Raw genomic sequence first — 22,437 nt, forward strand, 5'->3', positions numbered from 1 at the left:
GTTATAAACGCATAAAGTCATTAAATAATGCAAGGAGCATCATGCTACCCAACAGTACCATACCAATTTTTAAACCAACCAATTGTATTTGTTCAGAAACAGGTTTACCACGAATCAATTCCACAAAGTAGTACACTAAATGCCCACCATCCAACATAGGAATAGGCAATAAGTTTAATATTCCCAAACTTACACTCATAAGCGCCATAAAGGAAATGAAGGTTTGCCATCCCATTTCAGCACTTTGTCCTGCAACTTTTGCAATCGTGATTGGACCTGATAAGTTTTCAAAACCAATTAAACCACGAACCATCTTAACGATAGAATTCAGGATCATGGTACTAATTTGCCCTGTCTTATCAAGTGCCTTACCAAATGCCTCTACGGGACCATACTGAATAGTTTGTTTGTATTCTTCAGGAATCACTACTTGACCAGGATTATTTTGCACACCAAGCACACCAGATACATTACCCATGTTATCTCGCTTACCTTGAGGCATCACTTCCAAGTGCACCAACTGATTTTGTCGTAATACATCAATTTTGAGTAGTTTTTCAGGTGAAGCTTGCACCACCTCCACCACATCAAACCAATCTTTCATTTTCACGCCATCAATTGCAACAATGCGATCTCCTGCTTTCATTCCTTGACGAATTGCTGCACCATCTTCATTTAATTTCATGACAGTTGCAGGAATGTGTGGACGATAAGGAATAAAGCCCAAGCTATCTAATGGCGATTGATTCTGATCTTTTAAGAAATTCTGAATAGGAAGTACAAAAGATGTTGCTTGACCATTTCGATCTGCATCAATGTGAATGACACCCGTTTCACCAGCACGATCAACCAAAGCAAAGTTTAATTGCTCCCAAGTCGATGTTTTCGCACCATCAACTGCTGTAATCTTATCACCAACTTGCATTTGTGCCGTTGCAGCAGGTGAATTCACCAAGACCTTACCAATACGAGTATTCAACTGCTCTTGAGCTGGTAAAAACAATACCCAGAACAATAAAACTGCAAAGATAAGATTGATTAATGGGCCAGCAGCCACAATCGCAATACGCTTCCATGGATGTTGGCGATTAAACGCATAAGGTAAATCAGCTTCTGCCACATTCCCTTCGCGCTCGTCCAACATTTTGACATAGCCACCTAAAGGCAAAGCAGACAATTGATATTGAATACCTGACTTTTTTGATGTCCATTTCAACACAGTTGGGCCAAAGCCAATGGAATAAACTAAAACTTTGACGCCTAGTTTACGTGCTACAAAATAATGTCCGAACTCATGAATCGCAATGAGAGGCCCGAGCAATAAAATTGCCGCAACAATAATAAACAAGGCATTCATGTTAGCTTCCTTTACTGCTTACAAACTGCTGAGCAATAGATCTGGCAGTTGAGTCCGCTTGTAAGATTAAATCTATTGAATCCGCAGAACCATTTTCAACCCGATTCAACGTATGTTCAACTACTACTGGAATATCGGTAAAACCAATCTGTTTTTGCAAGAAAGATGCCACCGCAATCTCATTCGCCGCATTTAAAATTGCAGGAACTAAGCCCCCCGCTTGAATGGCTTGACGAGCCAAAGTTAGTGCAGGAAAACGTGTTGCGTCTGGCTCTTGAAAATCAAGTTGATGATTTACAAATAAATCCAAAGCAGGAACATGGGTATTAATACGCTTAGGCCAAGCTAAAGCATGTGCAATTGGGGTACACATATCTGGATTCCCCATTTGCGCCAATGTCGAACCATCAACATATTGCACCATGGAGTGAATAATACTCTGCGGATGCACAACAATTGTTACAAAATGTTCTGAAATTGCAAAAAGATGACATGCTTCAATTAGCTCAAGCCCTTTGTTCATCAAAGTCGCAGAATCTACAGAAATTTTCTGACCCATTGACCAGTTTGGATGCTTACAGGCTTGTTCAGGTGTAACACTTCGCAACTCATCTAGAGAATGATGAAGAAATGGACCACCCGATGCTGTTAGTAGAATGCGCGAAACACCCAGTTTAGGCTGACCATTACGCTCCACATTCAAATATTGTTCTGGTAAACACTGAAAAATTGCATTGTGTTCAGAGTCTACGGGCAATAATAAAGCTTGATGCTGACGCGCAGCCTGCATCATCAAGTCACCAGACATGACTAAAGCTTCTTTATTGGCAAGTAATACTCGCTTACCCGCTTTAACAGCCGCCAAGGTCGGTAACAAACCTGCCGCCCCAACAATGGCCGCCATAACAACATCAACATCTGGATGACATGCAACAGCTTCCAAGCCTGCTTCGTCAAATAAGACTTCGATGTCGTTAATATTTTCTTGCGAAAAAAGTTGTAGTAACTCTAGCTCTTTAGCAGACGGAATCACCACAACTTTAGGACGAAACTGTTTGCAAATTTGCACCAATTCCTTAATTCGACTATATGCCGTTATTGCAAAGACAGAATAGTCTTCAGGATGCTGTTGCAGTATTTTTAAGGTACTTTGACCAATAGAACCCGTTACACCTAAGATACAAACAGCTTGTGACATTTACAAATCTACGCCAATTAGTTTTAACACATACATACCCGCAGCAAATATAGGTGCTGCAGAAAGCAATGAATCAATACGGTCCAACACACCACCATGCCCAGGTAAAATACGACCTGAATCCTTAATACCAGCACGGCGCTTAATCATTGACTCAAACAAATCACCTAACACCGAACTAAACACAGTGACTATAGAGAGAATCAGAAATAAAATATGTTGTGCTAACGTTAAGTCCAGATATAAAACCTCAACAACAACCACAATAAGCATTGACGTTAAGATACCCCCGTATAAACCTTCTACAGATTTATTTGGACTCACATCTGGTGCAAGTTTCTTCTTACCCAATTTACGCCCAACAAAATATGCACCGCTATCTGCCCCCCAAACCAACAAGAACAGATACATCAACCACCATGGCGAACTTACCCATAGCGCAAAAATTGCAGTCACAGCAGCGGAAATAAGAATAAATCCTGAGAAATAGAGGCTATTATTATACCAACCATCGTATTCTGGGTAGTTTTTCACCCAATAAACACTCACCAACCAAGACAAAATTGATGCACACCACAATAAAAGTGCAATATCTTTAAAATACAAAGCTAAAGTTGCCAATGCTGCAGTAACAATACCGTAGCACCATGCAAAAGGCTTAATAATATGATTTGTTTTTCTCGGCATGAGCTTAAACCACTCATAACCAGCAACCCCAGCGGCAACAATCATCAGTATCAACATTGGATACTGAGATTGCGTAGCAAACATACAACTAAGTACAACTGCCACCAATACCAATGCGGTAATAATCCGCTCTAACATTTATTAATTCTCAAATTTATCTTGTTGAATTTGCTCAGATGTTTTACCAAAACGACGCTCACGCCCTGCAAAAACCTCAAGTGCATGATCGAACTCTTGCACACCGAATTCAGGCCATAACGTTTCAGTAAAATACAATTCTGCATACGCTGCTTGCCAAAGCAAGAAATTCGACAGTCGATAATCCCCACCTGTACGAATGAGTAAATCTACAGCAGGTAAATCTGACATACTAATATGCTGTCCTACCAGATCAGCATTAATTTGCGCCACTTCAAGCTTACCAGCTTTAACTTCTTGAGCAATTTGCTGCGCAGCTTGCGCCATATCCCACATGCCACCATAACTTACCGCAATGGTTAAAGTCATTTGAGTGAACTTAGCAGTCCTTTGCTCGGCATGCAACATTAACTCACGTAAATGCGGAGACAAGCGTGAACGATCACCAATAAATCGTAAGGCGATTTCAAATTTTTCCATACGCGGGATTTGCTCATGAATTGTCTCTTCCAACAAATTCATCAGCAAATCCACCTCATACTGAGGTCTGTTCCAATTTTCGCTTGAAAATGCAAAAACGGTTAAAGCCTGAATCTTTCTTTTTCGACAATGCTCAACAATTGGATCTAGGACATTTTTACCTTCACGGTGTCCCGCACCCTTTTGCATTTGCATTTTTTTGGCAAAACGATTGTTGCCATCCATAATGATGGCAACATGTTTTGGAAGATGTGTAGCGTCTTCAGATGTGGTCATTAATTTTAGACCTTCATCAATTCGGCTTCTTTTGCAGCTAGACGTTTTTCAACTTCAGCAACGAATTTATCGGTGATTTTCTGGATATCTTCACCTGCACGGCGCTCATCATCTTCAGAAATTTCTTTTTCTTTCAACAATGCTTTGATATCACCCAACACATCACGACGGATATTACGAATTGCTACTTTCGCATTTTCAGCTTCGTTACGTGCGACTTTTTGCATGTCACGACGTGTTTCTTCAGTCAAAGCTGCCATTGGTACGCGAATCGCATCAGCGGTAATAGGGTTCAAACCCAAGTCTGATTCACGAATCGCTTTATCAATTGCAGCAACCATTGTACGTTCAAATGGCTGAATTAATAGTGTACGAGAGTCTTCAACACCGACATTGGCAACCTGATTTAAAGGCACATCAGAGCCATAGTAAGGAACCATTACACCGTTCAGAATGGATGGATGCGCTCGTCCAGTACGAACCTTTGCAAAGCCATGTTCCAACGAGTCAAGTGACTTGTTCATACGGTCTTCTGCGTCTTTTTTAAGATCGTTAATCATATGATCTTCCTTACTTAATTCTAAAAGATATCATTACTAAAATAGCGTGTAGTATAAAGAGCTTTCTGGCTCACGTACATTAGTTCGTAACGTGAGTCCCTTCTTTTTCACCCATAACCACTGAAAGTAACGCACCAGATTTGTTCATATCAAATACCTGAAGCGGTACATGATGGTCACGGCACAAACAAATCGCTGTTAAATCCATAACACCCAATTTTTCATCCAATACCTGATCGAATGTTAAGTTGTCATATTTAACAGCATCATCAAATTTGCTTGGGTCTTTATTATAGACACCATCAACTTTAGTGGCTTTTAAGATAAGGCTAGCTTCAATTTCAATACCACGTAAACAAGCTGCAGTATCTGTCGTGAAGAACGGGTTACCCGTACCTGCAACAAATACACATACCTCACCTTGAGTCAGGTGACGAATGGCATCACGGCTAGAATAAGATTCCACCACAGTACCAATTGGCAATGCTGACATTAAACGTGTTTTAATGTTACGGCGTACCAATGCATCACGCATTGCCAAACCATTCATTACAGTTGCCAACATACCCATTTGGTCACCTGTTACACGACCAACCAAGCCATCTTTTTGTAGCTGGCTACCGCGGTATAAGTTACCACCACCGACAACAATACCAACTTGCACACCAAGTCCAACCAAATGTGCAATAGATAAAGACATTTGATCTAGCACTTGTGCATCAATACCCATGTCTTTGTTGCCCGCAAGTGCTTCACCTGAAAGTTTCAGCAAAATGCGTGAATAGCGTGGATTCTTTGAATCTGACATTCCAAACTCCAAATTTACTTAATCTGTATTTTTCTATATATGGATTTACTTAAGCTGATTTCACTTGAATCAACTTAGCAAACAAGTCGTATTCGTCTGCATCAGTAATTTCAACTTCAAGCAGAGCACCTGGTTTAATCAGATTTTTATCAATATCTTCTACAAAGACGTTCCCATCAATTTCAGGTGCATCCGCATATGAGCGTGCAACCGCAACAGGAAACTCTTCTTCAAGATCATCAACCAATACTGTCATGACTTGACCAATACGCTTTTGTAGCTTAGCGGCTGAAATTTCCTGCTGAACTTCCATAAAACGTTCATAACGCTCTTGCTTAATTTCTTCAGGTACGTGATCCGGTAAATCGTTAGCCGTAGCACCTTCAACTGGTGAATAAGTAAAGCAACCAACACGGTCTAACTTCGCTTCTTTCAACCAATCTAACAACATTTGAAAATCTTCTTCAGTTTCGCCAGGGAAACCAACCACAAATGTTGAACGAATCACCAATTCAGGACATTTTTCGCGCCATAATTTTAGGCGCTCTAATGTATTTTCACTATGGGCTGGTCGCTTCATCAATTTTAAGATGCGCGGACTGGCATGCTGAAAAGGAATATCTAAGTACGGTAGGATTTTACCCTGAGCCATTAAGTCAATAACAGCATCCACATGCGGATATGGGTAAACATAGTGCAAACGAACCCAGATCCCTAATTGACCCAAGGCTTCACACATGTCATAGAATTTGGTCTTAACTGGCTGACCGTTCCAGAAATCCAGTTTATATTTGGTGTCTACACCATAAGCGGAAGTATCTTGAGAGATAACGAGCACTTCTTTTACACCAGCGCGTTTAAGCGCAGCCGCTTCGTCTAAAACTGAACCAACTGGACGTGAAACCAAATCACCACGCATACTTGGAATAATGCAGAAGGTACAACGATGGTTACATCCTTCCGATATTTTTAAATACGCATAGTGTTTCGGGGTTAAACGAATCCCTTGCTCTGGCACTAAATCAATAAAAGGATTGTGCTTTGGCGGTGCTGGAACATATTCATGTACCGCTTCCATAACATCCTGATAAGCTGCCGCACCTGTGACTTTTAGGACATTCGGATGCATTTCACGAATTTTATCTTCGTCTTTACCCAAACAACCTGTCACAATAACTTTACCATTGGCGCTCATTGCTTCGCCAATTGCATCCAATGATTCTTGTACTGCAGATTCAATAAAACCACAGGTATTAACAACAACCAAATCAGCACCATCATAATCTGATGCCACATCATAACCTTCAGTCTTTAACTGAGTTAAAATTCGTTCAGAATCTACCAATGCCTTAGGACAACCTAAAGAAACAAAACCGACTTTGGGGGACTTCATGAATCTGCGCTCCACTAGAATGCGCGTATTGTAAGACTTTTCGATTGATAAAAATAGGTGGGAAGCCGACTCTTTGTGTAATGCACCAAAATTAATCCACTGTTTGCCTTGCATATTTACATTTGCACCATTTTGATACATTTTAAAAGTTAATTACTTTATATCTTCGGCTTACAATTTTAATAAAGTCCAATTTCAGCGCATTTTTTTAATAAAGGTTCAACTTTGACCCCCTAGATTTAAAGTTGGCGTGCATTTTGCTTAATATGCATCAATTGCGTTCCAATATTGGACTATTAATTGCTTTTTGAAGATGCCATTGCGCCATTTTAATACAGGATACCCTCGCTAATGGATCAGCCACATACTATCGACTATCGCGTTTTGGTGGACAATTTGACCACCGCGATTTTGCTTGTCGACAGTAAACTTAATATTTTTTACTTAAACTCATCATGTGAATCTTTGTTTGATATGAGTTTATTACGAGCAAATGGGCAACCTGTCCTAAATTTGCTGCATATGCCAAACGATGAATTTAATACAGAAGAAGCATTATTTAACACTTTAGCAACGGGTCAACCGTATACACGTCGTGAAGCTACAATTAACGTCAACTTTAAAGACATTCATGTGGATTACACGGTTTCACAACTCAATGCAGGTAAACCTTACCATCCCTTACTTTTAATTGAGCTTAATCCGATTGATCGGATGCTGAAAATCTCCAAAGAAGAAAATCTAATTCAGCAACATCAAGTCGCTCGACAATTAATTCGTGGGGTGGCACATGAAATTAAAAACCCTTTAGGCGGCATTCGTGGTGCAACACAACTTTTAGCCCGCAGTTTAAATAATCCAGAATATTCAGAATTCACCGACATTATTATTAGCGAAGTTGATCGCCTTCGTAATCTTGCGGACACCATGTTGGGTTCTCGTCAATTACCGAGTTATGAACCAGTCAACGTACATGAACCTTTAGAACGTGTTCGCTCACTCATTGCCAACCAGACCAAAAAGAAAATTAAGATCACACGCGATTACGACTTATCACTACCTGAAGTCAAAGCAGATCGTGATCAACTGATTCAAGTCATGCTGAACATTAGTGTTAATGCCGTACAAGCCATGATGGAAAACAAGGATTTCTTTACCGAACATCAACCAGAACTGGTCTTAAGAACTCGAATTCAACGTCTTGTCACCATTAATGGTGTACTCAACCGCTCTGCAGTTCGTGTTGATATTGAAGATAACGGGCCGGGTGTTCCAGAAGAAATTTTGGAATCCGTGTTCTACCCGCTTGTGACTGGTCGTGCTAAAGGCACTGGTCTCGGTCTGAGTATTGCACAAAACATTATGCACCAACATAACGGAATGATTGAATGCCAATCTATTCCTGGAAAAACAGTATTTAGCTTATATTTACCTTGGGAGTCTAACCATGTCGCGAAATAAAATATGGGTAATTGATGATGATCGCGCCATGCGATGGGTGCTAGAAAAAACATTCAAAGAAGAAGGTTTTGATGTTACTAGCTTTGAAGAAGCACAATCCGCTTTAGATCAACTGGCAACTGACGCGCCCGATGTCATTCTTACTGACATTCGCATGCCAGGAATTGATGGTTTGACTTTCTTAGCTAAAGTTAAAAACAACTATCCAGACCTGCCCGTCATTATTATGACAGCACACTCCGATCTTGAATCAGCAGTGTCCAGTTATCAAACCGGTGCTTTTGAATATTTACCCAAACCATTTGATATTGATGAAGCGCTCGCATTAGTCAATCGCGCAATTTTGCACATCACTAAACTACAACAACAAGAATCTGCAAAAACAGTATCACCTATTCAATCTACAGAAATTATTGGTGAATCTCCTGCCATGCAGGAAGTTTTCCGTGCCATTGGACGTTTATCACAATCACATATTACCGTATTAATTAATGGTGAGTCTGGTACAGGTAAAGAATTAGTTGCACATGCGCTACATCGCCATTCACCACGTAGTAGCAAGCCATTTATTGCCTTAAATATGGCAGCCATTCCAAAAGACTTAATAGAAACTGAACTCTTCGGACATGAGAAAGGTGCATTTACTGGCGCCAACACGCAACGTCAAGGTCGTTTTGAACAAGCCAATGGCGGTACGTTATTCCTTGATGAAATTGGTGACATGCCCTTCGAAACCCAAACACGTCTATTACGTGTCTTGGCAGATGGTGAGTTCTATCGCGTCGGTGGTCACATTCCTGTTAAGGTCGATGTCCGTATTGTGGCAGCAACACACCAAGACCTCGAAAAATTAGTCAATGAAGGCCGTTTCCGCGAAGACTTATATCACCGTCTTAACGTCATTCGCATTCATATTCCCAAACTGGCGCATCGTAGCGAAGATATTCCAATGCTAGCACAGCACTTTCTTGCACGTGCAGGTAAAGAGCTTGGGGTCAGTCCGAAGATTTTGCGCCTAGAAACACAAGAGTACATGCAGCAACTTCCTTGGCCGGGTAATGTGCGTCAATTGGAAAATACCTGTCGCTGGCTTACGGTCATGATTACAGGTCGTGAAGTTTACCCAGAAGATCTGCCTTCTGAACTGAAACAAATTCCGATTGAGAAAGCATCAGAACATGCGACTACTTCTCATTTTGACCGTATTTCACTGCATCACTGGGATGAATTACTCGGTCAATGGGCAATTCAAAAGCTTAAAAATGGTGAAATGAAGATTCTTGATATTGCGACACCAATGTTTGAACGCACACTCATTAATGCTGCACTACAACAGACTCGTGGTCGCAAACGCCATGCTGCTGAGCTTTTAGGTTGGGGGCGAAATACCCTGACACGCAAACTGAAAGAACTTGGTATGGATACAGCAGATGATGATATTGAAGAAGAAATAGAAGGTTAATCCTTAAAAAAAACAGCTCCTTATATGGAGCTGTTTTTTATAACTAAACTGCAAAGCCAGTATAACGATACATATTCTCTACCCCCAATTCTGAACGCACCAGAATGGCATGCTCAAAATCAACTTTCTGAATTTCTTCATATATATTCGCAGCTTCATCATCATGAATTTGATCCACCGAACGTGACATTTTTTCTTCAAAACGATCAGATACAAACTCAAAGCCCAAATCCATTGCAATAAATAATGTATGTTCACATGGCTGGATATATTGCTCTTGTGTCCAATCTACAACAGCCTGCTGACAAATTGGACAACTAATATTACTTTCTGCTGAATCTATTTCAATAATTTGTTGGTACATCTTTTTTCAACTGTAATCACTTAATTGCAGTCTAATAGATTCAACAGCAAAATTACATGAAAGACCCACGATTAAAAATTGACAATATGCAACATTAACTCTAAATTCTAAAAATTGTTGCATAAATGGAATTATAAATGTTATCTGATCTCGATGATTTTTATTGCTTTGCATTGGTGGTTGAACACGGAGGCTTTAGTGCGGCAGAACGCGCTACAGACATTCCTAAATCAAAACTCAGTCGTCGCGTTTATAATTTAGAAGAACGCTTAGGCGTGCGACTTATTCAGCGTAGTTCACGTCATTTTGCAGTGACTGAAATTGGCATGAATGTTTATCGACATGCTCAAGTCATGATAAATGCCGCTCAAGCAGCTCATGATTTGGTGGATCATTTAAGTGTAGAACCACGTGGTGTGATTAAAGTCAGTCTCCCCGTCTCGATTGCTCAAAATGAAATGACCAAGATCTTGCCTAATTTCCTCAAAAAATATCCAGAAATTAAGGTTCAACTTCTGGTGAGTAATCGTCGGGTTGATGTAATTAATGAAGGTATAGATTTAGCTTTACGTGTCCGATCAAATCTTGATGATGACCCTAGTCTTATCTTGAGAAAATTTGAATTAATTGAGCAGCATCTATTTGCGAGTCAAGCCTATCTCAATGAATTTGGTGAGCTTAAACAACCTGAAGATTTAGCCCATCACCACATACTGAGTATGGTCGATGAGCATCTTGATCAGCAAATTATTGTACATGACAACCAGAATCATCAAAAGAAAATCAAGGTGAATCCCGTTGTCATGGGTTCAGACTTAATGATGTTGGCACAACTGGCTCGACAAAACTGCGGCATCGCCTTACTACCAGATTCGATTGCACAAGATTTTATTAAAACAGGAGAACTCGTACGCGTTTTGCCTGAATGGAAAGCACCTCATGGTATATTCCACGCAGTCTATCCATCTCGCAGAGGGCAACTTCCTGCTGTACGAGTTTTTATTGATTACTTGGTTGAGCATTTAGCACATAAGTAAAGGGCAAAAAAAAGCTTATCCGAGGAGGATAAGCTTGAAATAAGAAACTACAGCGAGAATCTTGGAGTGCATTTTATAGACTGATCTTAATTCGATCAAAGATAAAAAAACGATTAATATTTTCGCTCAAAAATCACACACCCTAGAAAGACTATAGCTCAAGCAAAACAAAGATCGAAATTAACTATTAATATTAACGAACAAATAAGAAACTTCGACTTAAGTCTAAATTCAATTTAATTGAGTTGTCACTTAATTTCTGGATAATCCCCAGTCCCTTCTGGCCAAGGCGTCAATAACTCAAACCCTGTATCTGTTACCGCAACCATATGCTCCCATTGGGCAGACAGTGACTTATCTGTAGTGACTACCGTCCAACCATCTTGAAGTTCTTTTACGCTGCCACGACCGATATTTACCATTGGCTCAATAGTAAACACCATGCCTTTTTTAAGCTTCAAACCTAGACCTGGCTTACCATAATGTAAGACGCTTGGCTGCTCATGATAAACTTTGCCTATACCATGACCACAATAATCTTTAACAATACTAAACCCTTCGCGCTGTGCAACAGACTGAATAGCAAAACCAATATCCCCTAATGTTGCATCGGGTTTAACTGCTTTAATTCCTGCTAACATGGCCTCATACGTGGTATCGACCAGTTTTTTAGCTTCTGGCTTAACACTCCCCACATAATACATACGACTCGTGTCACCAAAGTAACCATCTTTAATAATTGCAACATCAATGTTGATAATATCCCCATCTTGTAAAATATGGGTTGCAGAAGGAATACCATGACAAACAACTTCATTTGGCGAAATACATGTTGTTTTTGTATAACCGTAATAACCAATATTTGCAGGGATCACATTTAAGGTATTTACAATATAATCATGACAAATGTCATCCAGATATTCAGTACTGACCCCAGGCTTAATATACTCACCAATCATTGCCAAAACTTGTGCAGCCAAACGCCCTGACACACGTAGTTTTTCAATATCCTGCTCAGTTTTAATCACTACTGAAGAAGCCAGCATATCCTCACCCTCTTAAATAATGCAGGCATTATAATCCTTTTCATTTAAAAATGTTGCGAGCGATAATTCAGAAATCAGAACACCTTTAACAATATCAAAATGAAGACTCCCAAATAGTGCACAACACCTCGCCCATCTAACTTTCTTATAAATTTCTAAACAGACTCTTTAGTAATTTTTCATCAATTTTCAGCCATATAATTCAACCATTAGTTAAACTACACAAAAGTTTGTATAAAAAAAATTCATATTACATATAAAAAATTTTCCCAAGTCCTTATTTTTCTACTAAAATCGCCTGTTTTTAGTCAATGCATCTCTCAACATGACGAATCTTCGTACTAGAGATATTATTGCCTTGGGTTTTATGACCTTTGCTCTGTTCATTGGGGCAGGCAATATTATCTTTCCTCCTATTGTTGCCCAACAAGCGGGTGAACATGTTTGGCTAGCCGCTGCTGGCTTTCTGGTCACCGCAGTGGGTTTACCTGTTATTACCATCATTGCACTTTCACGTGTAGAAGGTTCAATTCAGCTACTCAGCTCTCCACTGGGTAAAGTTGCTAGTTTAATTTTAACAATTGTTTGTTATTTGGCTGTAGGTCCGCTCTTCGCTACACCCCGTACAGCAACTGTTTCTTATGAAATTGGATTTTCCTCATATTTTGGTACTTCACCCAATAGTTTGCTGATTTACAGCATTATCTATTTTGCAATAGTGACGCTGGTTTCACTTTATCCAAACAAATTATTGGATACTGTCGGTCACTTCCTCGCACCGATCAAAATTATCTCTTTAGCCATACTAGGTATTGCAGCATTCTTAATCCCTGCAGGTTACATCCCTCCTGCTATTCATAATTATGCAAGCAGCCCAGTATCTGAAGGTTTTGTAAATGGCTATCTCACCATGGATACGCTTGGCGCTCTGGTCTTTGGTATCGTCATTATTCATGCCATTCACTCACGTGGTGTCACTGACAAAAAGTTAGTTACAAAATACGCAGTTATCGCAGGTCTTATTTCTGGTGTTGGTTTAACGCTGGTTTATCTCAGTTTGTTTAAACTTGGCCTTGGAAGTCATGAAGTCGCACCAAATGCAGCAAATGGCGCCGTTATTTTGCATGCTTATGTGCAACATGCTTTTGGTGACTTAGGCTCAATCTTCCTTACGGGTATGATTTTCCTTGCATGTATGGTGACTGCAATTGGCCTGACTTGTGCATGTGCCGAATACTTTTCAGAACTAACTCAAATTCCTTATAAAATTTTTGTATTTGTTTTGGTTGGTTTTTCACTCCTGATCTCTAATTTAGGTTTGACCAAACTCATTGCGGTATCCGTGCCTGTGTTATGTGCGATTTATCCACCTGCAATTGTGGTGATCATGCTCAGTTTCTTCGCAAAATTCTGGAAAAACCCTCCAGCAATTATTGCACCAGTAACCGCAATCGCTTTTATCTTTGGAATTTTAGAAGGTTTAAAAGCAGCAGAACTCAATTCTTTCTTACCAGAATTTGTTCAACATCTACCATTAAATGAACAAAATCTTGCATGGTTAATCCCATCTTTGCTGGTCTTGGTTATTGCTCTTATCTGCGACAAATTTAGAAAATAAGTTTTCAATTTGTAATTAAAATCCAATTTTACCCAAATTTGATTTTATATGTGACCAATAAATGTCGGTTTTACCCAAATCAACTTTTATTGTTTACTTTTCGCAGTCATGCAATACCATGCCCTGCATGCCTAAATCCCCCTTCAAGTTACACGCTTTTGCCAAATTCAACTTCTTTGGTCTATTTTTTGCTTTATACGACTTAAGCACTATTAAGCTTTTTCAAATATAGAAGTAGGCTAAGTGTTAGGGTTATGAATATCATATTGATGACATATTTGATCAAAACAATATGTACAGGGAATTATTACCTAATAAAATATGAATTATTCATAAAATAAACAGTTCACCATACAAATTGCAATATTAGTGAAAATTTAATGAAAAAATAACGGTATTAGCTATTGAAATACCCTTTAATTCACAGTACAACATTAGTAACCAATCCGACCGAAACACTAGGTTTAGGTCAAATTCATTAGGAGGGATGGAGATGTTATCATTACATTTCAACAAGCAAGTCTTCATTAACGCTCTAAAAGCAAACAAGAATATGGTCACGTACTTAAGTACAACTGTGGCACTTATGCTTACTTTGCTTTTTCACGGACTTATTCAAGGGCATCTGAAAGCTGAATATTTTGCATACGCTCTTTTCGTCTCTGCAGCATTTTACAGTTGGGCTGTCATTGATCAAAAAGTCCGTGCCCAGAAAAAATCTAAGAATTTCGATTGAACAGATGGATGATTATTCATCCATCTTTAAAAAAGTATATAAATAATTAAAATAAATTAAGTCCCGCACCTAGTACCAACATTCCCGTCGCAAACAGTTCACCTACCACCAGTAAAACCATCGCTAAAGTCATCATCGTTCGTGGTAAAACCTTTTTACCCAATTGATGTGGTACTTTAAATTGATTCGTGGTGTCTTTTAAATAACCATGCAACACATAGCTCAATATTGATGCACTAAAGAAAATCAAATTAATAACCACAAAAATCAGATTCCACATTTCTGACCAAATAGAAAATTCAGCAAGCACAGCCAAAATCAAACTTGCAGATGCATACAACAAGCTACTTCTATGCGCGATATCCACATAATAATGTGCTCTTGCCTGAGTAGAATGTCTAATCTGCCAGTATTTCCAAACCCCTGTTAACATACCCAACCACAAATACACACCACTAAAAAGAATTGCCAATTTCATAGCAATTGAAAAATGATCAAACACCGCCCCTCCTTACCCTTCTTAAATATGAATTTTCTGACTTCTAAGTCATACTTTTAATAAGTTTCTTTTTAGAACTTGGTTAAAGTAATCTAAAACAGCAAATACATAGTACTTATGAACACTCAACCTCAATCGATTCAAATACAATGTGCTGATGGCTATCAATTAAGTGCAAAATTCTATCAAAATCAAATAAATTCCGACAAAACCTTCCCCATTCTGATTTGCCCTGCCACTGGGATCGTGAAAGAGTTTTATCACGCTTATGCAGAATGGCTAAATAGTCTTGGACATACTGTCATGTGTTTTGACTTTAGAGGAATTGGCGCTTCATTGCATGGCCCATTGCACCAATCTGAAGCAACCATTGTCGATTGGGGGCAATTAGATATTACAGCCGCAATTGATTGTTTGTTAGAACAAACTCAAGCCGAAAAAGTGATTCTTCTTGGCCATAGCGCAGGTGGACAACTCCTTGGTATTTCATCAAATTACAACAAAGTCGCCAAAATCATTGCTGTTGCAGGATCAACAGGTCATGTCCGCAGCTTAAAAGGTAAAACCAAATTCCTTGCACCCATTATGTTCAATGTCATTTTCCCAATTTCGAGCAAACTCAAAGGGTTTGGCGCCACCAAGATGATTGGAATGGGTGAAAACCTCCCCAAAAATGTTGCAAAACAATGGGCTGAATTTTGTGGTACACAAGGTTATGTGATGCATGCGGTAAAGAAACAACGACTTCCTGATTACCATAGCCAGATAACTTGCCCCATTACTGCAATTTGGGCATCAGACGATGAAATTGCAACTCACCCCAATGTTCAAGCACTACTCAACCTTTACCCAAATGCTGCAACGGCGATGATTGAACTCAAACCAAAGCAATTTCAACACAAAAGCATTGGTCATATGCAAATGTTCCGCAAATCACATCGTAATATTTGGGATTTAATTGAACAGCAACTTTATATTTAGTTTTCCCCATCAAGCTGCCTTTATTTCCAATCCAGCTTGATGGCTTTTTATTCCATAAAAAACGCCCGATTGTTCGGGCGTTTTCATCATTACATAACTCAGTGGCGATAAATGATTGTCACGAATTTTATGCGATTTTCGTCTAATTCAGTAACTTCAAAATGAACACCTTGATAGTCAAGCTGAGTTCCAACTCGAACTTCGCCTTGCGCCTTATCCAGAATCAGACCAGCTACAGTCATATAACCAGCATCATCTTCAACTAAATCAAAAACACCGAGTTCAAGCTCAAGTTGATATAAATCCAACATGCCAGAAGCCTTCCATGTTTGATCATTAATTTTGACCAAGTCTAATTGCTCATCAGCATCAGGGAATTCACCTGCAATTGCCTCAAAAACATCTAGTGGAGAAATTAAGCCTTTTACATTGGCAAATTCATCTGTGACCAGAACCAATGAACCTTTTGATGTTCTTAACGTATTAATGGCATCAATCACTTTCATCTTTTCAAAGATAAAAATTGGACGCTGACGTTTAATCAGTGATTTTAAAGCTTCATCACCATCATCCAACACATCAAGCAATTCTTTGGCACGCACCACACTAATGACTTTATCCAAGCTGCCGCGGCAGACGGGAAATAAACTATGTGGTACTGCAAGCACCTGCTCTCGAATTTTTTCAGGAGTATCATTTAAATCAACCCATGAAATCTGATTACGAGGCGTCATAATTGAAGCAACTGAACGCTCTGCCAGAGTTAATACTCCACCAATCATATAGCGTTCTTCAGCCGCAAAGGCTTCCTGAGCTTCGCTTTGCTCGGCATCCATATGCGAAGGTTCAACTTTTCCACCCATTAATTTTAAGATGGAATCTGCGGTACGATGACGCAATGGAATCTTAGATTCATGTTTCGCCACATTTCGCTGGGAATATTGGTTAAAGGCTTCAATCAAAATTGCCACGCCAATACCCGAATAAATATAACCTTTCGGAATATGAAAACCGAATCCTTCCGCAATTAGACTAATACCAATTAACAATAGGAAACTTAAACACAGAATAACAACTGTAGGATGACGGTTTACAAAGCTAGTGAGTGGCTTAGATGCAATTAACATCACAATTACTGCAATAGTTACCGCCGCCATCATCACATAAATATTATCTACCATACCAATGGCAGTAATGACCGAATCTAGAGAAAAGACCGCATCAAGTACAATAATTTGCGCTACGACTGCCCAGAAACCTGCATAAACAACTGAAGATGTTGATTTAATTTCAGGCTTACCTTCCATTTTCTCGTGCAACTCGGTCACAGCTTTATAGACCAAGAACAGTCCACCGAAGAGCAAGATTAAGTCACGCCCTGAGAAAGATAAATCGGCAATTTGAATGAGCGGTTTGGTTAAAGTAACCAACCACGAGATAACGGATAACAACCCCAATCGCATAACCAATGCGAGAGAAAGACCAATAACACGCGCTTTATCGCGCTGCTCTGGTGGAAGTTTATCTGCCAAAATGGCAATAAAGACTAGGTTATCAATACCTAAAACAATTTCTAATACAATTAGAGTAAGTAAGCCAACCCAAATTCCTGGATCTAATAAAAATTCCATTATTGGTGCACCTCGATTAACTCAAGGCAAAACTTTAATAAGCTAGACCTGCACGGCGACGGATCCATGTAAAACCTCTTTTTAACAATAGATGGTTTTATTATGCATACTCTTTTTGCATTGTAATTACTTTTTTAATTTTTTTTACAATATCAACTTATTAGATTTGATTTTCAAGAAAGATTAAAATATTATCCATTGATACAATTCAAATACATTGACCGAGTTGATTGTAACAAAACAAAAAAACTGAATAGTCACAGATGATTTAACTCAACCTATTTAAGGATTCATTTTGAATTAAATTATTGATTTAATTAATTATTTAGCATTTAAATATATCTTTTTTTTAGATTAATGTTTTAAATGACAGAAATGTTTTGTAAACAAAGCTAGTTTTCAAAACATTTTTTTATACTAAAATGAAAAACTTATATGGAATATCAGTTTATTTATTACTCAATATGTACGGTAAATGAATTGCCTATTCAACCCAGATTGATTTACAGGATTGGTTGCTATGACAAAAGGAACAGGATTGACCTTTTATCTACCCCTAATGTGCACTCTTAATTTGCACCAAAACCATACTCATTTAGACCTAGAGCAGCTATTTAAACTCCCTCGGGTGTAACTCGTCATCAAATCACTTCAGATACACAAACTGTATTTTGAAAACCTAATCACAATTATATTGCCTAATGTGTCATGTCTCACCTAAAATTAAGCAATATAAAAATAAATATTTGGAATCACATATGACTAAAAAGTATGCGAAGTTTTTACCTACCACCGATGACTTCACCTTAGAAAACTTTCCTTTTTTTTGGATAACTCAGGTTTATTCACAACACGTGCAAAAGGTCGATCAAGTCCTAAAAAAGTACGGCTTAGATAATTCTCGTCGTCGTATTTTACTTGCTTTAAAATCCAAACCGAACGCCAGCGTATCTGATCTTTCTGATATGGTCGTATCCAAAATGTCTACGACGACAAAGATTGTCTATCGCCTTAAGGACGAAGGCTTGGTTAACACCTATTCATGTGAAGATGATGCGCGTATAACACGGGTCATCCTTACGGAAAAGGGTAATGAAATGACACATAAAATCAATGATTTGACTAGCGCTGTACTTGAACAATCATTTGAAGGTCTAACCCCTTTACAGATTGAAAAAATGATGGATAGCTTGAAGCACATTTTTAACAATCTGAATCGTTAATTTATAAAATATAAAAAGGGTTTCTGAATAGAAACCCTTTTTATATTTAGAAAAGATCAAACATATTCAACTGAGGTGTTGGCTTTTCTATTTTTGCTTTAGGCACATGTGAACACTCAAACGCTTCGACAGGAAATCCCTGCATAAATTGAGTCATTTGATGTGGCTGTTTTAAGCTTAACCAATGATCAAGATGCTCATGCGGAATGACGACAATTGATCGTTTTACATCACCAGGTTCATGAAACTCTTTCATCATAGGATGATCTATTGCATCCATATCAAACATTGATGAAACCTTGACTAACCTTTAATTACCTTTCTTTGTATCTATATGATTTTATTAAATTGATACACTTACTATGCATAACCTTGTGTGACATGACATTACTTTTATTTGTGAGTAATATCGTGAGTAACCTTTTTTAAACCATAATGGTTGTTACTCACATCATGTTAAACGATCTAAAAATCAAGCAATTAAAAGCCAAAGAAAAACTATACCGAATCGCTGATCATTCAGGTTTATGTATTGAAGTGCGCCCAACAGGGAAAAAATTTTGGCGCTTTCGTTATCGTTTCCTAAATAAACCGCAAATGCTCACAATTGGGCAATATCCTGAAATTAGTCTGTCCTATGCAAGATCTAAAGTAATTGAAATAAGAGAGCAGCTTGCAAAAAATATAGATCCAATAGCATTCAAGAAAAATGAACGACTAGAGGCACTGCAATCTCAAGAAGAAACATTTAGTGCTCTCGCAATAGAATATTGCAATCATAAAAAGGCCATGAAGTCTAATAATTGGCTTTATGTTCGTGAACTTTCATATGAAATAGATATATTTCCAGTTATTGGTAATAAACCAATTAAAGATGTAACTTCTGTTGATATTAAGAATATTATGGATAATACTCTTTCCCGTGTCTTGCGTTCTGGGAAGGGTACTGGTGAAAAGAAAGCAATTTTAGTTCGACAACATATAGCTGAAGTCATGCAGTACGCCATTATTTCAGACAAGCTTGTAAATGACCCAACATATGCATTGCGTGGCTATATTCAATCTCCAGAAGCTGAAAATGCTCAACCTGTTAATTCAAAAGACCGCAAAATTATTATGTCTAAAATTGATAATTATTCTGGCGCAATTAGCACCAAGAATGCCTTAAAAACTCTCATCTATACAATGCTCCGTACAGTGGAGATTCGCAGAGCTTTAAAAGAATATATAGACTTTGAAGCACGCACTTGGACAATTCCAATTGTAACTAAATCTGATTTACTGGCAGGAAAGAGAAATATGAAAAAGAACCGTATTCATATCGTCCCCTTATCCGACCAAGTTATTACAATTTTAAAAGCCCAATTTTTAGCATACCCAGATAGCCCATATATCTTTCCTGGTATAAAACCTAATACCATGATTGCAGCAAATACTTTGAATCAGTCATTTCGAAATATGGGATTAAATCATATTACAATGCATGATTTTAGAGCTACAGCATCCACCGATCTAAATGAAGCAAATTATAATTCGAATTGGATTGAGCTTCAGCTTGCTCATGTCAAAGGTGATAAAGTCAAAGCAACTTATGATCATGCTAAATGGCTTAAGGATCGTACAAAAATGATGCAAGATTGGGCTGATATTGTTGATAGTTGGAAAGAATAAAAATGAAAGACTGGTTATATTTTCACATCAAGCATGTGCATATAATAGATGAAACATATGGATTCTTATGTCGATTGAAACAATATAACTAATGATGATTATTCAATTTCAGAATCAGATAGGTCTTTGGAAATATTAAGGTTAATTTTAAAATTTTCATGTACCCCCTCCTTAGACCAATCACCGTATATTAAAGCCTGCACATTGATGCCTGAGTCTTTGGATAAATTATTTAACTTTAATAATTTAGTGAATTTAACTGCATCTTCTTCAGAAAGATAGCCTAGCCTCAAGTCATTCACTAGGACCATTACTCGGCATTTATTATCCTTATTACTAAAATCTCTTACTAAAAATGCTGTAACTACTATTTCTACAGAATCGCCTAGTTTAGGACCAATTATTTCAATAAAAGCCCCTTGATAGGGTGCACCATTCATAATTTCATGCTGGAATTTATTTTTTTGAATATGCTTGAATTTGCCTGATAACTTGAAGTTTTCACTTGAGTTAACCATCACAAAAAAAGTAATGGCTATGATGAACAAAAAAAAGAGTAATAACCACATTGTCTGCTCTTTGCATGAAATTGTGGGATGATATTAATCTTATCACTAAGAGCGTAAAAAATTCATGCCCATCAACACAATTACTATTTATATAATTTTAAAAATTTTTCCACTTAAAGTACTTTGAAAAAACATTTCAAAACTAGGGCGAATATCTTCACCATCAACGGTGATATGTCTTATATTCGAATGACATTGTGTATTGGCAAACTGTTGATCCACTGTTGCTTGAATCGTTTGCTTAACCCCAAACTGATCTTTAATGCAAAGACTATGTTTAAACATATATATATCCTCAATAAAATTGTATTAAAAAAAACTTAAATTTATGATGCTTATTAATTATTATCTCTAAGAGACTTTATGACTTAATTTAAATAATTGATTTGGAGAAGCGTAAAATGTACGGCCATCCAAATTCAAATTAACCTCGATCCCAGATTCCAGCAGAACTCTTTTACCGACTTCAATTTGTTTAAAACCTTGACGTGTATTCTGAATTTTATTGAGGGGAATTAATGAAACAATAATTTCAGTACCATTTTTTGATTTTGCAATTAAATCATTTATTTTTAACAACTTATATCCTATTTTTTAGAGATCTTTTACTATTGAAAACAAATTTCAAAGTATAAAAAAGCACTCGTAAGTGCTTTTCACCACTGCTTATTATTACTTAGATAGCAACAATATTTACAGCATTCGGTCCTTTTTGACCTTGAGCTACACTGAATTCAACTTGCTGGCCTTCAAGTAAGGTTTTGAAACCTGAACTCGCGATCTCGCTGAAATGAGCAAAAACATCTGGACCTGATTCTTGTTGAATGAAACCAAAACCTTTAGTCTCGTTAAACCACTTAACAGTACCTTTAACAACATTTGAGTTTGACATAATATATCCTACTAATTTTTAATAATTTTTAGTCATTTGATTGACTGATTATAACTTTGAAATAATAAAGAATGAGACTTAAAATCTGAAAAAACGAAGGATTATGACTAAAACTGCGATACTTAAGGAAGATTTACCGAAACAAGACTTTTTTCTAGTTGAGTTAAATATACACTAAAAACAGAAATAATCAAGTTTTTAAATATATATATTTATTATCCTTATAATTAAATTTAAAAAAATCATTAAAAATTATCTTAATTCAATCAGATACAATCATAATTTAATTTTAATTGCCATTAAATAAGTTTTATTTGCTCGAATGACTTTTTTAACCTAGTCAATCAATA

The 22,437-nt window shown here is 37.7% G+C and carries 23 protein-coding genes and 1 pseudogene; 8 read left to right on the forward strand and 16 right to left on the reverse strand.

Annotated features, from left to right (window positions below; genetic code table 11):
* Nucleotide 1: 1 nt before the first annotated feature.
* The 7 genes from rseP to rimO all read right to left on the reverse strand — a co-directional run bounded on the left by rseP (nucleotide 2) and on the right by rimO (nucleotide 6,897).
* Nucleotides 2-1,357, reverse strand: coding sequence for an RIP metalloprotease RseP (gene rseP, locus M5E07_RS09140; RefSeq protein WP_116758991.1), 1,356 nt, complete (start codon nucleotides 1,355-1,357; stop codon nucleotides 2-4).
* A gap of 1 nt (nucleotide 1,358) precedes the next feature.
* Nucleotides 1,359-2,555, reverse strand: a complete 1,197-nt coding sequence (gene ispC, locus M5E07_RS09145) for a 1-deoxy-D-xylulose-5-phosphate reductoisomerase (RefSeq protein ID WP_252218640.1) — start codon at nucleotides 2,553-2,555, stop codon at nucleotides 1,359-1,361.
* On the reverse strand, nucleotides 2,556-3,380 hold the full coding sequence (locus tag M5E07_RS09150) for a phosphatidate cytidylyltransferase (RefSeq protein ID WP_116758989.1): 825 nt from the start codon (nucleotides 3,378-3,380) through the stop codon (nucleotides 2,556-2,558).
* 3 nt (nucleotides 3,381-3,383) lie between these two features.
* On the reverse strand, nucleotides 3,384-4,136 hold the full coding sequence (gene uppS, locus M5E07_RS09155) for a polyprenyl diphosphate synthase (protein WP_116758988.1): 753 nt from the start codon (nucleotides 4,134-4,136) through the stop codon (nucleotides 3,384-3,386).
* Between the two features lie 5 nt (nucleotides 4,137-4,141).
* A complete protein-coding gene (frr, locus tag M5E07_RS09160; RefSeq protein WP_116758987.1) occupies nucleotides 4,142-4,696 on the reverse strand; it encodes a ribosome recycling factor in 555 nt (184 codons plus the stop codon).
* Between the two features lie 79 nt (nucleotides 4,697-4,775).
* Nucleotides 4,776-5,504 carry a UMP kinase gene (gene pyrH, locus M5E07_RS09165; protein WP_016167716.1) on the reverse strand — a complete coding sequence of 243 codons (729 nt, stop codon included), beginning with the start codon at nucleotides 5,502-5,504 and terminating at the stop codon, nucleotides 4,776-4,778.
* 49 nt (nucleotides 5,505-5,553) lie between these two features.
* Entirely contained in the window at nucleotides 5,554-6,897 is a 1,344-nt protein-coding gene (rimO, locus tag M5E07_RS09170) for a 30S ribosomal protein S12 methylthiotransferase RimO (protein WP_116758986.1), read from the reverse strand.
* 351 nt (nucleotides 6,898-7,248) lie between these two features.
* On the opposite strand from rimO, the gene glnL reads away from it, so the two are divergent.
* Together glnL and glnG are read left to right on the forward strand one after the other, a co-directional pair.
* Nucleotides 7,249-8,358: a nitrogen regulation protein NR(II) gene (gene glnL, locus M5E07_RS09175; protein WP_016167714.1), complete on the forward strand. Its 1,110-nt coding sequence runs from the start codon at nucleotides 7,249-7,251 to the stop codon at nucleotides 8,356-8,358.
* The gene (glnG, locus tag M5E07_RS09180; protein WP_116758985.1) at nucleotides 8,345-9,820 is read left to right on the forward strand and encodes a nitrogen regulation protein NR(I); all 1,476 of its coding nucleotides are present in this window, start codon (nucleotides 8,345-8,347) and stop codon (nucleotides 9,818-9,820) included. The genes glnL and glnG overlap by 14 nt, the downstream gene beginning before the upstream one ends.
* Nucleotides 9,821-9,863: 43 nt before the next feature.
* Here glnG and M5E07_RS09185 read toward each other — a convergent pair whose 3' ends face one another.
* Nucleotides 9,864-10,184 carry a hypothetical protein gene (locus tag M5E07_RS09185; RefSeq protein WP_116758984.1) on the reverse strand — a complete coding sequence of 107 codons (321 nt, stop codon included), beginning with the start codon at nucleotides 10,182-10,184 and terminating at the stop codon, nucleotides 9,864-9,866.
* A 137-nt stretch (nucleotides 10,185-10,321) separates the two neighbouring features.
* On the opposite strand from M5E07_RS09185, the gene M5E07_RS09190 reads away from it, so the two are divergent.
* Nucleotides 10,322-11,221 (forward strand): LysR family transcriptional regulator, encoded by a 900-nt coding sequence (locus M5E07_RS09190; RefSeq protein ID WP_116758983.1) that lies wholly within the window; start codon nucleotides 10,322-10,324, stop codon nucleotides 11,219-11,221.
* A 248-nt stretch (nucleotides 11,222-11,469) separates the two neighbouring features.
* On the opposite strand, the gene map is transcribed toward M5E07_RS09190, so the two are convergent.
* Nucleotides 11,470-12,267, reverse strand: a complete 798-nt coding sequence (gene map / locus M5E07_RS09195; protein WP_252218642.1) for a type I methionyl aminopeptidase — start codon at nucleotides 12,265-12,267, stop codon at nucleotides 11,470-11,472.
* 325 nt (nucleotides 12,268-12,592) lie between these two features.
* Between map and brnQ the strand changes: the two genes are divergently transcribed.
* Complete coding sequence (gene brnQ / locus M5E07_RS09200; RefSeq protein WP_116758981.1) at nucleotides 12,593-13,885, forward strand: branched-chain amino acid transport system II carrier protein; 1,293 nt, start codon at nucleotides 12,593-12,595, stop codon at nucleotides 13,883-13,885.
* Nucleotides 13,886-14,378: 493 nt separating this feature from the next.
* Entirely contained in the window at nucleotides 14,379-14,621 is a 243-nt protein-coding gene (locus tag M5E07_RS09205) for a hypothetical protein (protein WP_016167708.1), read from the forward strand.
* 46 nt (nucleotides 14,622-14,667) lie between these two features.
* Here the strand turns inward: M5E07_RS09205 and M5E07_RS09210 are convergent, their stop codons facing one another.
* Nucleotides 14,668-15,099 (reverse strand): hypothetical protein, encoded by a 432-nt coding sequence (locus M5E07_RS09210; RefSeq protein WP_252223769.1) that lies wholly within the window; start codon nucleotides 15,097-15,099, stop codon nucleotides 14,668-14,670.
* A 138-nt stretch (nucleotides 15,100-15,237) separates the two neighbouring features.
* On the opposite strand from M5E07_RS09210, the gene M5E07_RS09215 reads away from it, so the two are divergent.
* Nucleotides 15,238-16,101, forward strand: coding sequence for an alpha/beta hydrolase family protein (locus tag M5E07_RS09215; protein WP_252218644.1), 864 nt, complete (start codon nucleotides 15,238-15,240; stop codon nucleotides 16,099-16,101).
* A 98-nt stretch (nucleotides 16,102-16,199) separates the two neighbouring features.
* Here the strand turns inward: M5E07_RS09215 and M5E07_RS09220 are convergent, their stop codons facing one another.
* Nucleotides 16,200-17,732 (reverse strand): TerC family protein, encoded by a 1,533-nt coding sequence (locus M5E07_RS09220; protein ID WP_252218646.1) that lies wholly within the window; start codon nucleotides 17,730-17,732, stop codon nucleotides 16,200-16,202.
* A gap of 758 nt (nucleotides 17,733-18,490) precedes the next feature.
* On the opposite strand from M5E07_RS09220, the gene M5E07_RS09225 reads away from it, so the two are divergent.
* Nucleotides 18,491-18,955 carry a MarR family winged helix-turn-helix transcriptional regulator gene (locus M5E07_RS09225; RefSeq protein ID WP_116758978.1) on the forward strand — a complete coding sequence of 155 codons (465 nt, stop codon included), beginning with the start codon at nucleotides 18,491-18,493 and terminating at the stop codon, nucleotides 18,953-18,955.
* A 46-nt stretch (nucleotides 18,956-19,001) separates the two neighbouring features.
* Here M5E07_RS09225 and M5E07_RS09230 read toward each other — a convergent pair.
* Nucleotides 19,002-19,244 (reverse strand): annotated as a pseudogene (locus tag M5E07_RS09230) (DUF159 family protein); the annotation flags it as partial.
* Nucleotides 19,245-19,408: 164 nt separating this feature from the next.
* On the opposite strand from M5E07_RS09230, the gene M5E07_RS09235 reads away from it, so the two are divergent.
* A complete protein-coding gene (locus tag M5E07_RS09235) occupies nucleotides 19,409-20,626 on the forward strand; it encodes a tyrosine-type recombinase/integrase (RefSeq protein ID WP_252218648.1) in 1,218 nt (405 codons plus the stop codon).
* Between the two features lie 98 nt (nucleotides 20,627-20,724).
* Here the strand turns inward: M5E07_RS09235 and M5E07_RS09240 are convergent, their stop codons facing one another.
* From M5E07_RS09240 to M5E07_RS09255, 4 genes are all read right to left on the reverse strand, one after another.
* Entirely contained in the window at nucleotides 20,725-21,195 is a 471-nt protein-coding gene (locus M5E07_RS09240; RefSeq protein ID WP_252218650.1) for a hypothetical protein, read from the reverse strand.
* An 87-nt stretch (nucleotides 21,196-21,282) separates the two neighbouring features.
* On the reverse strand, nucleotides 21,283-21,480 hold the full coding sequence (locus M5E07_RS09245; protein ID WP_252218652.1) for a hypothetical protein: 198 nt from the start codon (nucleotides 21,478-21,480) through the stop codon (nucleotides 21,283-21,285).
* A 66-nt stretch (nucleotides 21,481-21,546) separates the two neighbouring features.
* A complete protein-coding gene (locus M5E07_RS09250) occupies nucleotides 21,547-21,774 on the reverse strand; it encodes a hypothetical protein (protein ID WP_252218655.1) in 228 nt (75 codons plus the stop codon).
* A gap of 97 nt (nucleotides 21,775-21,871) precedes the next feature.
* A complete protein-coding gene (locus tag M5E07_RS09255) occupies nucleotides 21,872-22,087 on the reverse strand; it encodes a cold-shock protein (protein ID WP_252218658.1) in 216 nt (71 codons plus the stop codon).
* Nucleotides 22,088-22,437 lie beyond the last annotated feature (350 nt).

The sequence above is a fragment of the Acinetobacter tibetensis genome (genome assembly GCF_023824315.1).
Lineage (GTDB): Bacteria > Pseudomonadota > Gammaproteobacteria > Pseudomonadales > Moraxellaceae > Acinetobacter > Acinetobacter tibetensis.